This window comes from Thermocladium modestius (genome assembly GCF_055398215.1).
Map to the genome: position 1 here is coordinate 168314 of NZ_AP043731.1, position 15661 is coordinate 183974.

The 15661-nt window shown below is 54.3% G+C and carries 14 protein-coding genes and 2 tRNA genes; 7 read left to right on the forward strand and 9 right to left on the reverse strand.

The window, feature by feature from the left end; genetic code table 11:
- Positions 1–32 precede the first annotated feature (32 nt).
- Both ACZ5ZS_RS00850 and ACZ5ZS_RS00855 read right to left on the reverse strand, forming a co-directional pair.
- Positions 33–1769: a phospholipase C gene (locus ACZ5ZS_RS00850; protein ID WP_188596042.1), complete on the reverse strand. Its 1737-nt coding sequence runs from the start codon at positions 1767–1769 to the stop codon at positions 33–35.
- A 234-nt stretch (positions 1770–2003) separates the two neighbouring features.
- Positions 2004–2076 (reverse strand) — tRNA-Val (locus ACZ5ZS_RS00855).
- Between the two features lie 214 nt (positions 2077–2290).
- Between ACZ5ZS_RS00855 and ACZ5ZS_RS00860 the strand changes: the two genes are divergently transcribed.
- Positions 2291–2423 (forward strand) — tRNA-Cys (locus ACZ5ZS_RS00860).
- Between the two features lie 19 nt (positions 2424–2442).
- On the opposite strand, the gene ACZ5ZS_RS00865 is transcribed toward ACZ5ZS_RS00860, so the two are convergent.
- Positions 2443–4203: a molybdopterin-dependent oxidoreductase gene (locus tag ACZ5ZS_RS00865; protein ID WP_188596043.1), complete on the reverse strand. Its 1761-nt coding sequence runs from the start codon at positions 4201–4203 to the stop codon at positions 2443–2445.
- A gap of 143 nt (positions 4204–4346) precedes the next feature.
- Here ACZ5ZS_RS00865 and ACZ5ZS_RS00870 point away from each other — a divergent pair, with 143 nt between their 5' ends.
- From ACZ5ZS_RS00870 to ACZ5ZS_RS00880, 3 genes are all read left to right on the forward strand, one after another.
- Positions 4347–5852, forward strand: coding sequence for a glycogen/starch/alpha-glucan phosphorylase (locus ACZ5ZS_RS00870; protein WP_188596044.1), 1506 nt, complete (start codon positions 4347–4349; stop codon positions 5850–5852).
- A 222-nt stretch (positions 5853–6074) separates the two neighbouring features.
- Positions 6075–7127: a potassium channel family protein gene (locus ACZ5ZS_RS00875; RefSeq protein ID WP_188596045.1), complete on the forward strand. Its 1053-nt coding sequence runs from the start codon at positions 6075–6077 to the stop codon at positions 7125–7127.
- A gap of 65 nt (positions 7128–7192) precedes the next feature.
- The gene (locus ACZ5ZS_RS00880; protein WP_268237953.1) at positions 7193–7327 is read left to right on the forward strand and encodes a hypothetical protein; all 135 of its coding nucleotides are present in this window, start codon (positions 7193–7195) and stop codon (positions 7325–7327) included.
- A 349-nt stretch (positions 7328–7676) separates the two neighbouring features.
- Here ACZ5ZS_RS00880 and ACZ5ZS_RS00885 read toward each other — a convergent pair whose 3' ends face one another.
- The 3 genes from ACZ5ZS_RS00885 to ACZ5ZS_RS00895 all read right to left on the reverse strand — a co-directional run bounded on the left by ACZ5ZS_RS00885 (position 7677) and on the right by ACZ5ZS_RS00895 (position 10794).
- On the reverse strand, positions 7677–9467 hold the full coding sequence (locus ACZ5ZS_RS00885; protein WP_188596046.1) for an aldehyde ferredoxin oxidoreductase family protein: 1791 nt from the start codon (positions 9465–9467) through the stop codon (positions 7677–7679).
- A gap of 274 nt (positions 9468–9741) precedes the next feature.
- A complete protein-coding gene (locus tag ACZ5ZS_RS00890) occupies positions 9742–10335 on the reverse strand; it encodes a hypothetical protein (RefSeq protein WP_188596047.1) in 594 nt (197 codons plus the stop codon).
- Between the two features lie 30 nt (positions 10336–10365).
- Entirely contained in the window at positions 10366–10794 is a 429-nt protein-coding gene (locus ACZ5ZS_RS00895) for a ferritin family protein (RefSeq protein WP_188596048.1), read from the reverse strand.
- 163 nt (positions 10795–10957) lie between these two features.
- On the opposite strand from ACZ5ZS_RS00895, the gene ACZ5ZS_RS00900 reads away from it, so the two are divergent.
- Together ACZ5ZS_RS00900 and ACZ5ZS_RS00905 are read left to right on the forward strand one after the other, a co-directional pair.
- The gene (locus tag ACZ5ZS_RS00900; protein WP_188596049.1) at positions 10958–11512 is read left to right on the forward strand and encodes a stage II sporulation protein M; all 555 of its coding nucleotides are present in this window, start codon (positions 10958–10960) and stop codon (positions 11510–11512) included.
- Between the two features lie 4 nt (positions 11513–11516).
- Positions 11517–12044, forward strand: coding sequence for an NTP transferase domain-containing protein (locus tag ACZ5ZS_RS00905; RefSeq protein WP_188596050.1), 528 nt, complete (start codon positions 11517–11519; stop codon positions 12042–12044).
- A gap of 43 nt (positions 12045–12087) precedes the next feature.
- On the opposite strand, the gene ACZ5ZS_RS00910 is transcribed toward ACZ5ZS_RS00905, so the two are convergent.
- Entirely contained in the window at positions 12088–12678 is a 591-nt protein-coding gene (locus ACZ5ZS_RS00910; RefSeq protein WP_188596051.1) for a DUF981 family protein, read from the reverse strand.
- 148 nt (positions 12679–12826) lie between these two features.
- On the opposite strand from ACZ5ZS_RS00910, the gene ACZ5ZS_RS00915 reads away from it, so the two are divergent.
- On the forward strand, positions 12827–13987 hold the full coding sequence (locus tag ACZ5ZS_RS00915) for an RsmB/NOP family class I SAM-dependent RNA methyltransferase (RefSeq protein ID WP_188596052.1): 1161 nt from the start codon (positions 12827–12829) through the stop codon (positions 13985–13987).
- A gap of 275 nt (positions 13988–14262) precedes the next feature.
- Here ACZ5ZS_RS00915 and ACZ5ZS_RS00920 read toward each other — a convergent pair whose 3' ends face one another.
- Together ACZ5ZS_RS00920 and ACZ5ZS_RS00925 are read right to left on the reverse strand one after the other, a co-directional pair.
- The gene (locus ACZ5ZS_RS00920) at positions 14263–14643 is read right to left on the reverse strand and encodes a DUF1634 domain-containing protein (protein WP_188596053.1); all 381 of its coding nucleotides are present in this window, start codon (positions 14641–14643) and stop codon (positions 14263–14265) included.
- Positions 14644–14645: 2 nt separating this feature from the next.
- Positions 14646–15602, reverse strand: coding sequence for a sulfite exporter TauE/SafE family protein (locus ACZ5ZS_RS00925; RefSeq protein WP_188596054.1), 957 nt, complete (start codon positions 15600–15602; stop codon positions 14646–14648).
- Positions 15603–15661 lie beyond the last annotated feature (59 nt).

The following is a 15661-nucleotide window of genomic DNA, read 5'->3' on the forward strand; positions in this document are numbered from 1 at the left end:
CGCGATGATTAGAAGCAGGGCCGCAAACCGGGTTATCTGGAAAGCTCTCCAGGTTTTTTCTCAGAGAACCTCTTGATGAGCGGGAGGGCTAGAATAACGATCTCCACCGCCAATACGAATAGGCCAATGCCAGTGAGCATGGAGTAAGTAGGTTGAGCGGGGGGCAGCGGGGCCGGAGGCACGGCTGGATATATTATCCCCAGAGCCGAACCAAGTAGATCCAAAGCGATGGCGATCACGAGGAGCGGCGATCTTAGATCTAATGAAGATGGGCCACGCCCATTAAATGCGAGAACTGCTACTAGGAGCGCGAGCGACGATAAGAGGAGGTAGAATTGGACCGGCAGTACCCATGATGGGGTTACGTAGTTATAACTCGCCGTAAAGCCCATATCGCCGGAATAATTTTGGGGCGCAGCGTATGGAAGCTCATCGATTGGAATTTGAAGCGGTACTGGGTATTGCTTGGATGCTTGGACGGCCGTCAATGCGTAGGCAGAGCCGTTCTCGAAGTACACGTAGCCACGGTTGACCCCCAGCGTTCCAGCTATGTCCGGGGTTGGCCCTAGTATCACGGGGGGCCTTGGCTTCTGGTTGAAGTTAAAGGCGGCCAGGGGCAGGTTTGCATTGGCTACGTAACCATTTAGGTAGGGCAGGTTCCAGTTCCACTCCACGAACTTCAGCAGGCTGTAGTGGCTGAGGACTTGGTGATCTATGTAATCCTCCTTTGCGTATGGAGATATTACTAGGCAAGCGGTCCTGAGCCCCAGGCCCAAGCCGTTTATTTGGGGCGGTGGAACGTGGTCATAGAAGCCTCCCTCGTCGTCCCAGGTCACGAATATGGCCGAGCTGTTCCATTCTGGGCTTTGCATCACCGCGTTTATCACGTTGACGGTCCACATCTCGGAGTAGGTTATGTTGTCTGGGGGATGATCCGATACGCCGTGGGCGATTCCGTAATCGTCTATGAACACGTAGGCCGGTAATGTGTTGTTCTTGAGCATTTGGTAGAACACCGACATGTTGTACACGTGGCTCATCATTGCCGGGTTCCCGGCGAAGCCCTGCACGTCGTCTAGCCATCCGATCTCGCTCGGTGGAGGGGATTGAGCTGAACTATATAGCCCAAAGACCCCCCAACTCACGTTGTTTTGAGAAAGCTGGTAAAAGATGGTATCGTTCAGCGGCAGGTATGGGGGTGGGCCCACGTCGTTGCTGACCACTGTCGTGCCGCTCCATAGGGCCAGGAAGTTGGGCAGCGACTCAGTCATAACCGCGGTGAAGTAGTTATCGCATAACACGTACTCCTCAGCGTAATCCCAATAGAAGGGAATCTGATCGTAGTCGATATAGACCATGGACTGGGGGCCCGAGTACGCCGCGAAGCCATCCATTCTACCATAATCCCAGTCGCCGTGATAGTCAATCCAGCCCTCGCCTGGATCCTGCTGAACCGGGCTGGCCGCGTACGCCAGCTTCGTATAGCCGAACAAGAAACCTAGGCCTGGGTAATTGGGCACCTCGACGTTCATATAGAGAACGCCGTCCGGTATCGACAGTTCCTTAACTATGGGATTGCCCTTAAGGGCGTCGCCATGGCCGTAGGGATACGTTCCGAAGAGATTGTCGAAGCTCCTGTTCTCCTTGAGTATTATTATTACGTGCTTTATGGGTGTCCTGGTTTGCTGAGCGGGTTGAGTAGCCGCGAAGTATATTGGAAGGAAGGCGACTAGAAGCAGTAGGACTAGGGATAATGGCCTGAAAATCATGAATAGACGAATTGTAGAGGTATAAAAATATCTCCAAGAAATTAACATAGATAATACCTGACCCCCGCCCTAAAGCGCTGCCTCGCTTTAGTTGGGACGCACAGCCACGGTTGGGTAGTCCCCAGTGATCCTCAACCTCCTTGAGCAATGGAGCGTTATTGCCGGATATAGGCTGAACCGCTCCATTGAATTGCTTCGACGCACGTAAAGCCGGGCGTGTGTAGCATTAGGAAGTGGGCCCGCCGGGATTTGAACCCGGGACCTCTCGCGCGTGAGGCGAACGTCCTAGCCGCTAGACCACGGGCCCCACGTCGTCATAGACCTGGTGTTTTTAATTTTTACCCATGATACGAGCGCCGCCAATAATTCGCTCCACATCCTCGGCTGAGGCCATCAATTATCTACTTAATGCGAGTGGAGCATCACCATTTATTAAATGCTAGGGATCGCAACGGTTAGGGCTTGGGGGCGATTGGTCTAGGTAAATTTATAAAACCATTTACCACCAAGGGGAGATGGGAGCCCCGGTAGCTCAGTCCGGCTAGAGCGACGGGCTGCAGGCCTTTAATGGCGGAGACCCGTAGATACGAGGCCCGTAGCGGAAATCCCGGATGGGGCGTCCCAGGGAACGTTCAAATCCCGGCCGGGGCTCCAACGAATCTCCACCAATCGCTCACTCAACGCGGCGAATCTTGACCGAGACTCCATTAAGTAATGGAGTGCCTCCGTACCTGCCCTTCTCAGGCCCTATCAGCGAGTTTATGGGCCTTCCATCCAAGTCAATCAATGCGCTCTTGTGCATCCAGACGACCCCTGAAGGGGTTCCAACGTCCTTGACTGCCTTGACCTTTACCTTGCCGAACTTAGATTCGACCTCCACAATGCCCTCCACGTCGTGCGTGTACAATATGGGCTCCGGCCTTCCGTATATCTCCTTGAATTGACTGTTGGTGTAGAGGGGGTGGGACGTGAAGACAAGGGTGGCGTCCAGCGGGGGCGGGGATGGTTTAGGCAAGGGGTGAACCGTTGGCCGTCGAGGGTTTGGCCTATGCCTTATAGGAACCACCTTCCTCTCCATCAACTCCGCCAGCGTGACCCCGGTTCCCCGTATTGCCACGTCGACGGCGTGCATTGGATCCTCCTCTATCAATGGATGCGACCCCAACACCCGCCGCCCCACCTCCCTCACCAACGCCGTCTCCGGAATCCCAATGGGCTTCTCGCGGGGCTCACTGAGTATTAAGTACTCATGCCAGTAGCTGTAGATCACGTCCACCTTCTCCAGGAACGTGGGAGCCGGGAGAACAACGTTGGCCAACTTAGCCGTCTCGCTCCAGTGAGGATCATGGACGACCAGCCTCAGCCTACCCTCCTCCACCGCCTCCCGTATCCTATCCGCGCCCGGCAGCGAGTGAAGTGGGTTGGCGTTCCACACGAACATCAAGTCGAAGCTCCCCTTCTCGACCTCATACCCAACCTCAGCCATACCCACTACCCTCCCCGGCCTCGACGCGTGCATTCCCCTCAAGTAATTGAAATCTATTCCCCACCCCATGGAGTTGGAGTAGTAGAAGCCCCTCTCCATTCCGAGGAGGGCGGGAATCAACGATATGAGCGCTATCGCATCGCCGCCATTGACGGACCTACCCAGGGCGAAGCCTATCAGCGTTAATGGCCTTCTCTCCGAGTAGTACTCAGCCAACCACCTCACCTTGTCCCAACCCACTCCCGAGTACTCGCTCAACTCGGCTTCTCCGTAGCCATCCACGAACCTCCTCAGGTCCTCCAAACCCTCCACATCGCCCACAACCCTCCCCGACTTGATGAGCTCCTTAATAACGCCGATGGCGAGGAACACATCGCCGCCCGGCCTAACAATCAACGACTCATCAGCCTTCTTTGCGGCATCGCTCATCCTGACATCTATGACCACCCTATGCGCCTTCCTAAGGGCTGCCCAGCCGTGGATGAAGCTCACGCTGGCCGGCACTCCCCAGAAGACCGCCGCGCCATACCTCGGGAACTCGCTCGGCAACGCGCCGAAGCTGGTGCCGTAGTGGGCAGCGATGGCGGCATGGCCCTCCGCGCTGCATATTGAGTAATCCGTCTGGGACGCGCCCAGCGCGTTCCACAGCCTGGCCGGGTAGTACCAAGTCAACAATCCCTGGTTCCCATCATAATCCACATGTATTATGCGAGATGGATCTCTCTTCCTGACCTCCATTATAATTCGCGACACGTAATCCAGGGCCTCCTCCAGGGAGACCTCCCTACCCTCTATCATTGGGGACTCTATCCTATTCACCCCATTTCTCCGCAGATCAGCCCTCCCCCTGGCACACGTGAAACCATTCACTGGAAACATGTTAAGAGGCCGATAGTTAGAGTCGAATATGCAGGTATCATAGCAATCGCGGGGACAAGCTAGTACCATGAGCGGGGAAAGGAAATGCGTTCAAAAGCTTTATGCGGGCTCCCGGGAAGGGGGGCCGAATCGGTTTAAAAACGCCCATTAATTTGGAGAGAGTGGTGCGGGTGCACCGGAAAGCCTAAAATATAGATCATTCCCCTGGGGTTATGGCGATAATAAGCGTTACCCCCGAGATAGCGCTGGATGAGGGGAACACGTACGCGGGGGGCCTTGGGGTCTTGGAGGGGGATAAGTTCTACGCAATGGCGAGGAGGGGAGTGGATTATATAGTAATAACGCTGCTCTACAAGAACGGATACGTGGATTACTCACTGGATGGGGAGTTAACCCCCCTGCCGCAGCCCCAGCCCAAGGAATTCCTGGACAAGCTGGTCAAGACTGGGAGCACCGGCATCAGGCTCAGGCATAGGCGGGTCATCATAGACTTCATGGAGTACAGGGTAGGGAAGGCGCGGGTAGTCTTCATAAGCCCCACGTCCCCCATGTGGGCCGTCGGCCTCGTGGATAGGGTGTACATAGAGAGGAGCCTGGAGGATAAATTCGCAAAATACGTCCTCCTAGCCAAGGGGGCGGCCGAGTACATAACTGGAGTGATAGGCGTGAATAACGTGGACGTCGTGGACCTACAGGAGGCCTACGCCGCTTTGCTTCCCCTCGTGCTTAGGCTGGAGCCGAGGAAGTTCAGATTGATAATACACACGCCCGGACCGTGGGGTCATCCATCGTTTCCCCGGGAATTATTCGAGGAGGAGTTCGGCTACTCATTCATTTCTAACCCGGTCATATTGACGGAGCTGGGGCTATCCATGGCTGGAGGCGGAGTGGTGGTGTCCCAGAAGATGCTGGACGTGGTGAGCAAGGTGATACCGCACCACATGCATAAGGTGAGCTACATAACGAACGGAGTGGATGCGGCGAGGTGGGTGGATCCAAGAATAGCCCGCGCGGAGTCCGGGGAGGAGTTGTGGAGCGCCAAGATGGCGGCCAGGCAGGAATTGCTTGGCTTGATGTCCAAGTACAAGAAGGTGGACGCCGGGGACAGGCCTATAATTGCATGGAATAGGAGGGTGACCAAGTATAAGAGACCCGAGTTCATACTGGACCTGATAGAGGATGAGCAGCCCAGGGACGCCGTGTTCCTCTTGGCGGGCAAGGCCCATCCAGACGATAACTACGGCCTGGAGGTGATGAGGAGAATGAAACAAGCCTCCCTCAACTACGAGAACGTAGTATTCATGCCGGACTACGGAGTGAGGCTGGCGAGGCCAATAGTGGCCGGCTCATCCCTAATGGTATTCACGCCCTTCCCCGGCTGGGAGGCCTCCGGCACCTCGTTCATGAAGGGCGGGCTGAACGGGACCCCCAGCCTCTCCTCCAGGGATGGAGCGGCCGTGGAGCTCATACGGGATGGGGAGAACGGGTGGTTGTTCGGCGAGGACGTGCGCGAATTGATAGATATAGGCACTGATCCGAGGGCTAGGGAGATAAGCGAGAGGGAGTACGAGGACTTCGTCAATAAATTGAAGTCCATAATAAAGCTGTACAACGATTATAGGGATGAATTCATAAAGGTAATGATGAATGCAAAGAAGAGCTTCTCCAGGGAGGCCCCCATAGAGAATGCGCTGGCCAAGTACTACCCGGGAAAATAAGCGTGGAAAGCACCTCTTCACCCTAACCTTTTCGGAACCCACCTTCACGGGATTATAGATCCCCCACCTAATGCTCGCGCCAATGCCCTTCCTCGATTAACATTGCAGGGAAGCGCTAAATATAATCTCTAAAGCTCCCCCTCACCAAACCTCCGCAGTTAATTCAATCGTACCATGCCTCCCGAAAAGTTAAATGCATAGGGGGTTATTCAATGAGTAGATATGCCCGTCATACAGTTGAATACGTATAGATTAATGAAGAGAATCAGGAGAGCGTTAAGGAGCGTGATAATGTATGCTATTTTGATGTTCATAGCTGTGCTATTTCTTGGGGCGTTAGGCATCTATCTGGTGGAGTACGGCCATAATCCCAACATAAAGAACTTCTTCGACGCTGTTTGGTTCGTCATGGAGACCATTACCACCGTGGGCTATGGGGATATAGTTCCTCAAACCACGATAGGTAGGGTTGTGGACATGGTTATAATGCCGATCGGCATAGCCGTGATAAGCATATTAACGGCGTCAATAGCTACTTTATTGACGGAGAGGGCGATGGAGAGAGTGAACGGCATGAAATCGAGCAGTAAGGGCGATCACGTGATCATTTTAGGCGAGCCGGATAGGGCTATTAATCTAGTTAAGGCCTTAACTAAATTGATGGAGGATTCGGGCAAATTCATAGATGTGGTTTACGTAAGTGAACTCGATAAGCCGCCTAACCTGCCTAAGGATGTGGAATTCATAAAGGGCAACCCGACGCTGAAGGACACATTGATTAGGGCTAACATCGATGAGGCAGCATCATTAATGATACTTCCCCAGGGAGACGTGGCCTCAGCCGACGCGAAAACGCTTATGGAGGTAATAGTGGCTAGAAGCATTAACCCGAACCTCTACATAGTGGCTGAACTGCTTGATGAGAACAACGCTGAATACGCCCTTAAGGCTGGGGCTAATGAGGCTATCGCAGTGGGGTCATTGACTACTATAGCAGTAGCAACCGAAGCCATCTATAAGGGATCGCTGAGGGCGGTAATGAGGCTGCTCAGGGGCGACAGTGAAATCTCAGTGATCAGTTCAAGCGAGTACGCTGGGCTAAGCTTCAGGGACGCGTTAATTAAGGTGAGGGAGCGCGAGTCGGGCATACTAATTGGCATTCTTGGCGATAATAATGAGGCATTAATAAGCCCAAGCGATGAATTAATCATAAAGCCAAGCCATGAATTAATAGTTATCAAGTCAGCCAAAGCAGTTAAGCGAGCTGCTCCATGAAGGCAAGGATCCTCCACTCACTAAGCCCCGTAAAGCTATAGAGAAATGATGCCGCATCCTCACGGATGCGTGGCTTAACCATAACGGAGAACAAACCAACTGACCTCTTCCCCGCCTTGAGGGGGTTCCCCCGGGGTCTTGGGGGTTACGCCCCCTTTACTGGGCGATACTCGACTCCCCTACTGGCATTGCTGGGGTAGTCGGCCCCAGCCCCCCATCCTCAAAGAATTAACCGAGAGAGGGAGGGGGTGAAAACCCCAACAAAACACTGAACCTAAAAACCCACCCCAGCCCCAGAGAGGCTAGGCTTGCCCACTCCTTTATCAATCCCCGGCCCCGGCTAAATATTCATTAACGGAATTAATGCGTATTGAATATCCATATTGGTAATATTTATATATGCGTTACCAAGAATTGGACACGCAGTAAGTCATCGCTCCATGATAACGTTCTCCACAACTACCATTGGGTTTTCGATAATTCTCTTTTCCTGCTTATTGAACGGTACGAATTGAATTTATGTCCTTGTGGGGGTCGTGGTATTGCGGCTTACGGCGTCTTGGTCTCCTCGCTGGGCAATCCCAACTCCTCGAGGGTTTCCCGCCTCGGCTTTCCCTCCTCGTCGTAGCCCCTCAACTCGTAGTACTTCCTTACCATGTATGACCACTCCTCCTCTGCCACTACGTACTGCTTGCCCTCGTACTCCACGGGTTCCCGCAGCCACCTGGGAGGCAGCCTGTCTTGCTTCATAGTTGTCTTATTCAAGTACCTGTGGAGGACTATTATCCTACGCGCTACATTCCTCAACTCATCGTTGGTGTAGCCCATTCCCGTTACGGCGTTCAAAGCGTTCCTGATGGCGTCCCACGAGTAGATCGCCCTCCCGAACTTGCAGAGCAGCAGGGAGTCGTAGAGCGCGTTTCTCTCCTCCACATCCATTATTGCCCTTATCTTCTCCTCGCCCACGGCGAACCTACCGCCTCCCTGGCCCGCTATGTCTATGGCATAGGCGGAGGACCATAGGTGATCTGCCCCCCTTTCCGAGATGGAATTGTTAAGCGCCATGCCCTTGAGGGTCCTCGGATCATAAGCGGCGGGCTCTAGGCCCTTAACGTGGATGGCCAAGTCAGGCACGCCCAGCTCCTCCGCCAACGCCTTAACGCCCAGCGACACCAGCTTGCCGAGCCCTCTTCTATGGGCTGTATCGATTATCAATTGCCTGACCCCCACGTAATCTCCCCAGGACGGCGCTCCCCTCACGAGCCCCCTCTCTCCCAGGTACATGAGTAGGGCCACGGAGTTGCCCAGGCTCACCGTGTCGAAGCCGAGCCTGTCAGCCAATTCGGCCAAGTCTATTACTTCCCGTGGATCACTTATTCCAGTCAACCCGCCCAGCGCCATAACCGTCTCATACTCCAAGTCGTACTCGCCCCCGCTTGATTTGACGACCTTATGGCACGCCACGGGGCAGTACAGGCATGCCCCGTTCTTAATAAAGTAATTAGTCCTCAGCGACTTCTCCCAGCTAATGTCCTCCCAATGCGGCATCACTACCTTGGTCCAGTAAATGCTGGGGAAGAATCCCATGCCGTTCCCCACATCGATGAGACGCACAGTTCCTCCCTGCCTGTAGGCCACCATTCCTGGATTGGCCACGGCCAGCCTTCCGAATTCCTTGACCAATTCATGGTAGGCCTCATCACTGGCCACTTGCACCGCCTTATTGGTGGGCACGAAGGTTATGGCCTTAATGCGCTTGCTCCCCATCACCGCCCCGGCCCCCGTCCTGCCGAACTGCCTCCACTCCTCATGGCCTATGCAGGCATAGGGCACTCCATTCTCGCCCGCCGGTCCTATCGTTAACACGGCCGCGTCCCTGAACTCCCTCTTTATTGCATGCTCCGTCTCCACCGTGTCCAAGCCCCACAAGTCCCCTGCGTCCTTGATCTCTACCTTTCCATCCCCAACGATCAAGTGAATGGGCTTGGCGCTTACTCCTCTAATGACCACTACATCGACGCCGGAGTACTTCATGTAAGCCCCAAGCGTGCCTCCCACCGTGGAGTAGCTCCACCTATTCGTTAATGGGGACTTGAAGATGGCGGCGGCCCTGGTGGCGAGGGGTATCCTGGTGCCGCCCAAGGGGCCCGTGGCCAATATAAAAGGATTCTCCGGACCATAGGGGTTCACGGCATCCACGTCAAGCCCCATGTCCATAACCAGCTTAAGCCCGAGGCCCCTGCCTCCCACGAACATTCGCGCATCGCGCTCCCTCACCTCATCAATCCTAACGGAGCCGGATAGGTCCACCCAGATAATTCTACCGCTGTATCCATACATCGCCGTTATGCATCGTATCCAATTAATAAAATATTTCGCGATGGGTGTATCACCCATTGGAGATCCTTGGTGTTTAGGTGTGATTTTCATGAACTGCGTTACCAAAAATTGGACACGCAATATGCAATGAATTATATTAAACATGAAGAGCAGAAACTTAAGTTCTGCGCATTGCGCTGCGATAGTGATTTTCAATTAATGGTAGCGTTTAACCCTTGCGCGTGGGATGGTATTCCCACTCCATTAGTGCTTTGATCCAAGGGCCGGAGGCCGGTCATGAGGCGGCGGTCTCGTCGTATTGATCAATGTATATGGTCTCCGAGTCCAGCATATCGAAGTTAAACGTGCTGTACGCTATGTCATAATCATAGCCGTAGAACCTAATCAATAGAACGGCCAACGCGATTCCCGCGAAGTATAGTATGCCGGACGCTACGCCGTACACGTTGGTTGCAATGGTGGCCACGCCGCCTTCCATGGCTATGGTCGCGGGGAGGGGGACGAGCATGACCACGGCTATCGCAATCAGCACGGCAGGCAGGAGGAGTAGGGGCTGTTCCCTCATCTTATCCACGATGCTGCTCCACGACGCTTTCCTCCTTATGAATAGGAATAGGTAAACGGATAAGCCTAACCCGACCAAGTCCAGCACGGAGGCCGTCAGCTTCAAGTAGCTAAGTAGGACGCCGGGCCTTGCATTTATGAGTGATCCGGCCACGCTTATCCGAAGCAAGGGGGAGACCACCGATGCCGTTTGCTGGGGCGGGCCGGACTCTATGGATACGATTAACGGCTCCACGTACATCGCCAATAACAACATGGCCCCCACCGTCAAGGCGATGGCGAACGCCACTATGCCGGCACGCATCAATGTAGTGCCGTAAACCCGTTTTTAAACCTACCCATGAGGTGGACCGCTTAATGCTCGCGATTCAACGTACTTCAGCAACGCGTGGTGAACCTCCTCGTCTCTGGCTATGGCGTTGAATAATTCCCTCACGAATGAATTCTCCTCCGTCTTCGCTAAGTCCAGATAAAGCTCGTACGCCTCGCGCTCTATCTCATCCTGCTTACCCAGCTCCCTCCTGACATCGCTGAGTCCAGCGGATCCCCTGAACCCGCTCTCCCCAGCTCTTCTGGTTAAGTCCACCGCCGTCATGATGCCCCTCATTATTTCCATATGCAGAGCGGTCTCGAATATCACTGTTGAGAGCAACTCCGCCGTCTCCTCCCCCGCGTTCCTGCTTATCTCCAATAGAGAACTCAATGCCCTGGCCTCCGCCTGCAAGGCCCTCTCAGCCTTTCTGCGCAGTTCCTCTAAATCCACGCTCCTAGCTCCATCTAGATGTTATTAAACTTATTTGGATTCAGGTCCTTAGGCATTTATTTTTGAACCCTTACAAGCTTCCAGGATAACCGCCTGTGATGAAAGGGCACGCGGGGAGGTGGGCTGATTGAATATTTAATAATCCCTCGCTTGTCCAAGATTCATGAGCATCAACACAAGGATGCTTTTTCTGTATTACTTAGCCACGTTCGTGTTGTTGCTGGCATCGGACTTAGTGGGATACGCATTGACCGTTGAGGGGGTGCTGGACCTCGCCTCCGAGGTCAACGGCCTGGAGTCCCTTCACTTGGGGGCCGGCTTGACCACCGCGTTATTCATATTCGAGCATAACTCTATAATTAACCTAGCTATAAGCATCCCCTTCCTGGGCCCCATCGCCTACGTATTCTCGCTGGGAGAAACGGGCCTGGTGCTGGGCTACGCCGCCGCCTCCCTAAATCCCTACTCGGGAATGGGCATATACGGGCCGTTTCTGGCGTACACGGTAAGCGCACTATTTCCGCACGGCCTACTGGAGTTGCTGGCTTACTCCATCTCGCTCTACGCCTCAATGGACGTGAGCCTATCCATAACCAGGCACGAGCGGGTGAATCCGATTAGGTGGTTGATACTGCTATCAATCTCCATGGTCGTGCTGCTGGCGGCCGCCGCGCTGGAGGCGTTGGAGCTCGGGCTTGTCCGATCCATGGGGCTTTAGCGGCATGCTGGTCATAATAATGGCGGGAGGCAGGGGAAGTAGAATGGGTGGAACCGAGAAAGCCATGCTGGAAGTGTGCGGGGCTCCAATCATAGAGAGAGAGGTGGAGGGCTTGTCGGATCATTGGGTGATAGTGGCGGCCAGCCGCTGGTCCCCCGTAACCATCGAGTGGTGCCGCAGAAATGGCGTGGATGTAGTTATGACCAGCGGCTCCGATTACTCCACGGATCTGGGCCTCCTGATGAGGACTGTGAGGAAGCCGTTTCTCGTTGTGCCGGCGGACATGCCGTTCGCTGGGAGGGCGGTTAGGAATTTTGAGTCAGCCGCCGCCTCAATGGATTCATCCATTGTGACGCTGCTGGTTCGCCGTGGTTCATCCACGGAGCCCGTGGGGGTGTCATTAATAACGCGCGACGGTTCCGACTGGGCGGATTTAATAATGGAGTGGTCCCCGGAATTGATGGATGTGGACTCGCCGGAGGACTTGAGCAGGGTCAACGCCTTATGCGGCAATGAGTTGATTGGGGATTAAATGAAAAAAGGAAAGAAATTAGATTATTTTTAGTTTAATGAGTTCACGGCGCGTACTTGGCGAAGAGGGCTGGATGCTGGAATATGGCTCCTCCATCCACTATCAAGATTATTATGGCGGCTATTGCCAGCAAGGCCATTGTCGCGTATGCGATTGCCTTATTCTGCTTGAAGAGCAACAGGGCCATTGAGATTCCGCCGAGTCCCTCGAATAGGTAGAAGGCGAAGGCCAACGTGGGCTCGCTCGTGAGGCCGTGGGTGAGTATGGAGGCGCCGTACACTATTGTGATTAAGGAGAGGAATCCCACGGGCAGGGAGGCCGCCTTCAACTTGGTGGGGGAGAAGTAGAGGAGTAATCCGCCCATCAAGGCCACCACGCCCAGGTAGGCGAAGGGATCCCCGAAGAGCAGGTTATACCCACCGGGAAGCGGCCATGTTATCGACATCGATAATCCATATATTAGCGTGGGGAGGCTCAGGGCGAGGAGCGTGAGCCCTATGGACTTGATCTCCTCCATCCCCGCCGAGTCCTCCCTTTGAATCGGGTTGCTTAGCCTGTACGCCATGTATATGGCGGCCAGGTCCACGGCAATGGAGAGCGTCATCATAGCCGTCAAGTAGTCTATGAAGGGCATACCGATCGAAATATTACATAAAGTCAATGTATTAATGCATTTCCGTCGAGTAATTCATTTTTGGTTTGACGTGGGGCCTATTTATAAGCAGGCCGATCACTAGGGCTTGGGATAAACGATTTTAAGCGGATGGGCTTCGTTCGCTTTGATGGAGTTGGACGGAGTTAAGCTTGATGAGGAGCTCTACAAGTATCTGCTCGGCTTCTTCTCGGACTCGGATATAGATTCCATGATGAGGGCAGTGAAGAGCCCGCCGTCCAGGTACTACATAAGGGTCAACACAATGAAGACCACAGCGGGGGACTTGGCCGCCGCGCTTCGGGGGAGGGGCATTGATGCTAGGCGCGACGAGGAGTTGAGTGAGGCCCTGTGGATACCGGTCAAGGGCCCCAACAAGATAAGCCCGGCCAGGAGGGTCGTGGTTGCTAATAAGCAGGCGGCGGAGAGCGCGTACCTAGGTGCTAACCTGTACGGCCCCGGGGTCCTCTACGCCGATCCATTGCTCCCGGGAACCGAGGTGAGCATTGCTGCCCCTAACGGCGAGGTGGTTGCGGTGGGCATTGCTAGAATGGATAGGAAGGACATGCTGAGGAGGGCGCCTGGAGTGGCGGTGGAGGTGGTTGAGTCCGTATACTCCATGCCGAAGCTCCGCGAGTTGAGGGAGTTCCAGGAGGGCTTGTTCTACGAGCAGTCGCTGCCGGCCCAATGGGTGGCCCACGTGCTGGAGCCGAGGGTTGGGGAGGTCATAGTTGACATGAACGCGGCGCCGGGGGGGAAGATGAGTCACGTGATTCAATTAACAAATGGTAAGGCCCGGGTGATCGGAGTTGAGAGGCATGCCAAGAAGGTGGATCAAACAAAGAAAACGCTCGAAAGGCTAGGCCTCCCGGGGGAGGTGGTGAGAGGCGATGCCAGGTACTTGCCCATCGATTTGCCTAGCTTGGCGGACTCGGCGGATGGCGTGTTGATAGATCCGCCGTGCAGCGACTTGGGGGTGAGGCCCAAGCTATTCGATGAGAAGACCATGAAGCAAGTGAATGCGTTGGCGCAGTACCAGAGGCAATTCATAGCGGCCGCCCACAAATTGCTGAGGAGCGGGGGAACGCTGGTGTACTCCACCTGCACGATGACTCCACTCGAGAACGAGGATAACGTGGATTACGCGGTACAGCTGGGTTTCTCAGTGGAGGAGGTAGCGGTGCCTGGGAAACTGCCGGGCATTGGCGATGTGGGAGACCTTGTGGCCAGGTTCTATCCCCACGTAAATGATTCGCCGGGCTTCTTCATAGCTAAGCTCAGGAAGAAGTAATTCGCTGCTCCCACATGGAATTCCAGGCGCCGGCACGGCCCCGCCAATGATTGGCCCACCTACATGCCCCGCCCGCTCACCAGCCATTAGCGGCCTTGATGCTGTTGTTTATGTTTGGGCCCTCCAATAGTCATAATCAAGGCATTTCCATTCAGCGATGCCGTTCCCTCGCCATCCTCACTAAGTTTAAAAGATGGAGGCGTGGTCTGCATTCAATGATTGTAGCGCGTTGGTGCTGATCTCCATGATGATCGACGGGCGATCAAATGAACGCGTTATTTGAGCAGGGCCGGTATTATGAAGATGGCTATCATGAGATCAATGAACACTATGATGGTTATTACGGCGTAGAGCCAGTCCTTCTCCATCACGAACGACGCTATGCCCAGCAGCACCCTTAGCACAGGCGTTGCTATTAGAACTACGAGGCCCAGCACTATCAGCGACAACCCATCCAGCGACGCCGCGTGACCCACGGCGCTTAGGACCGGTATCACGCTGCTGTTGACGGGGCTCCTCATGCTGGATATCTCGTTTATGGAGTAGCCGAGCCCCTCTCCCCTCGCCAGCATTATCGCTACTCCGGCCGATATCAATACAATGCTTATTATCACGCCGATCCTCAGCGTGGTTCCTATCACGGAGTCCATGTCCATGCTCATCGCCTCCTCCCGTACCTGGCCAGCAGAGCCGCTATTAATACTATTGATAGTGCGGTGGATGCGGAGTACTCATAGGCCAGCGGCAGCACGATTATCCTAGCTATGGAGAGGCCGCGGAGCACCATTTCCACGCCCAGGAAGTTCAGTATGGCTATGAATATCCACCTGATGAATCTGTTGGTCAACTTTATTAGCACCTTGGTGCCCGCGAATGCCCCTATTAGTACTCCTATTGCTGTTGCTGCTGCTATGAATGGTTGTATGTATCCGAAGTACCAGTATATGCTGCTTCCAGTCGCCGCCGTGACGCCTATCATGAAGTTGCTCGTCGTCGTGCTCACCTTCATGGGGAGGTTCATGGCCCAATCAAGCCCCAACACCTTAAGCGCCCCACTACCAATACCCAACAAACCACTAATAACACCGGCGAAAAACATGATAAACTCACCAAGCCACCAACGAACACCCCAGTACTCTATCTCCTGGCCTAGCGCCGCGTCGTAGTACTTGCCGTGGAGCTTGAATAGCTTCGTGCTCCAGTCCGGCTGCCTGGGCTTCGGTATCTCGTACTTCCCCCTCTGCACGGTCGGCACTATGCTTGTCAGCAGAACCACGCCGAACACGACGTATATGACCCACGCCAGTCCATGAGAGTAAACCCAAGCCGCGCTTAGGGACCCCACTATTGCGCCCCCGCTCGTGGCGACCTCCAGCCCCATCCCGATCCTAACGTTGGTTATCTTATCCTTTATGTACGCGCTGGCGGAGCCGCTGGACGTGGCTATTGTGGATATCAGCGATGCGCCTGTGGCGTAGTATATGGGAACCCCCAGAAAGAGGGTGAGCAGCGGAGTGAGCACGGTGCCTCCCCCCAGCCCTGTTAGCGATCCTATGAAGCCCGAGAAAATGCCCGCTATCAATATCTCCATGAACCTCAGAATGATACCTAACATGTTTAAACGCAATTGGAACTAAACATTTTAAATTTTTCTAATGATATATGCATATGGAG

Excerpts from the sequence above, each read along its gene's own strand:
- ACZ5ZS_RS00850 (WP_188596042.1), bottom strand. The coding sequence starts at position 1,769 with ATGATTTTCAGGCCATTATCCCTAGTCCTACTGCTTCTAGTCGCCTTC.
- ACZ5ZS_RS00865 (WP_188596043.1), bottom strand. The coding sequence starts at position 4,203 with ATGGTACTAGCTTGTCCCCGCGATTGCTATGATACCTGCATATTCGAC.
- ACZ5ZS_RS00870 (WP_188596044.1), top strand. The coding sequence starts at position 4,347 with ATGGCGATAATAAGCGTTACCCCCGAGATAGCGCTGGATGAGGGGAAC.
- ACZ5ZS_RS00875 (WP_188596045.1), top strand. The coding sequence starts at position 6,075 with ATGCCCGTCATACAGTTGAATACGTATAGATTAATGAAGAGAATCAGG.
- ACZ5ZS_RS00880 (WP_268237953.1), top strand. The coding sequence starts at position 7,193 with ATGCGTGGCTTAACCATAACGGAGAACAAACCAACTGACCTCTTCCCC.
- ACZ5ZS_RS00885 (WP_188596046.1), bottom strand. The coding sequence starts at position 9,467 with ATGTATGGATACAGCGGTAGAATTATCTGGGTGGACCTATCCGGCTCC.
- ACZ5ZS_RS00890 (WP_188596047.1), bottom strand. The coding sequence starts at position 10,335 with ATGCGTGCCGGCATAGTGGCGTTCGCCATCGCCTTGACGGTGGGGGCC.
- ACZ5ZS_RS00900 (WP_188596049.1), top strand. The coding sequence starts at position 10,958 with ATGAGCATCAACACAAGGATGCTTTTTCTGTATTACTTAGCCACGTTC.
- ACZ5ZS_RS00905 (WP_188596050.1), top strand. The coding sequence starts at position 11,517 with ATGCTGGTCATAATAATGGCGGGAGGCAGGGGAAGTAGAATGGGTGGA.
- ACZ5ZS_RS00910 (WP_188596051.1), bottom strand. The coding sequence starts at position 12,678 with ATGCCCTTCATAGACTACTTGACGGCTATGATGACGCTCTCCATTGCC.
- ACZ5ZS_RS00915 (WP_188596052.1), top strand. The coding sequence starts at position 12,827 with ATGGAGTTGGACGGAGTTAAGCTTGATGAGGAGCTCTACAAGTATCTG.
- ACZ5ZS_RS00920 (WP_188596053.1), bottom strand. The coding sequence starts at position 14,643 with ATGGACATGGACTCCGTGATAGGAACCACGCTGAGGATCGGCGTGATA.
- ACZ5ZS_RS00925 (WP_188596054.1), bottom strand. The coding sequence starts at position 15,602 with ATGTTAGGTATCATTCTGAGGTTCATGGAGATATTGATAGCGGGCATT.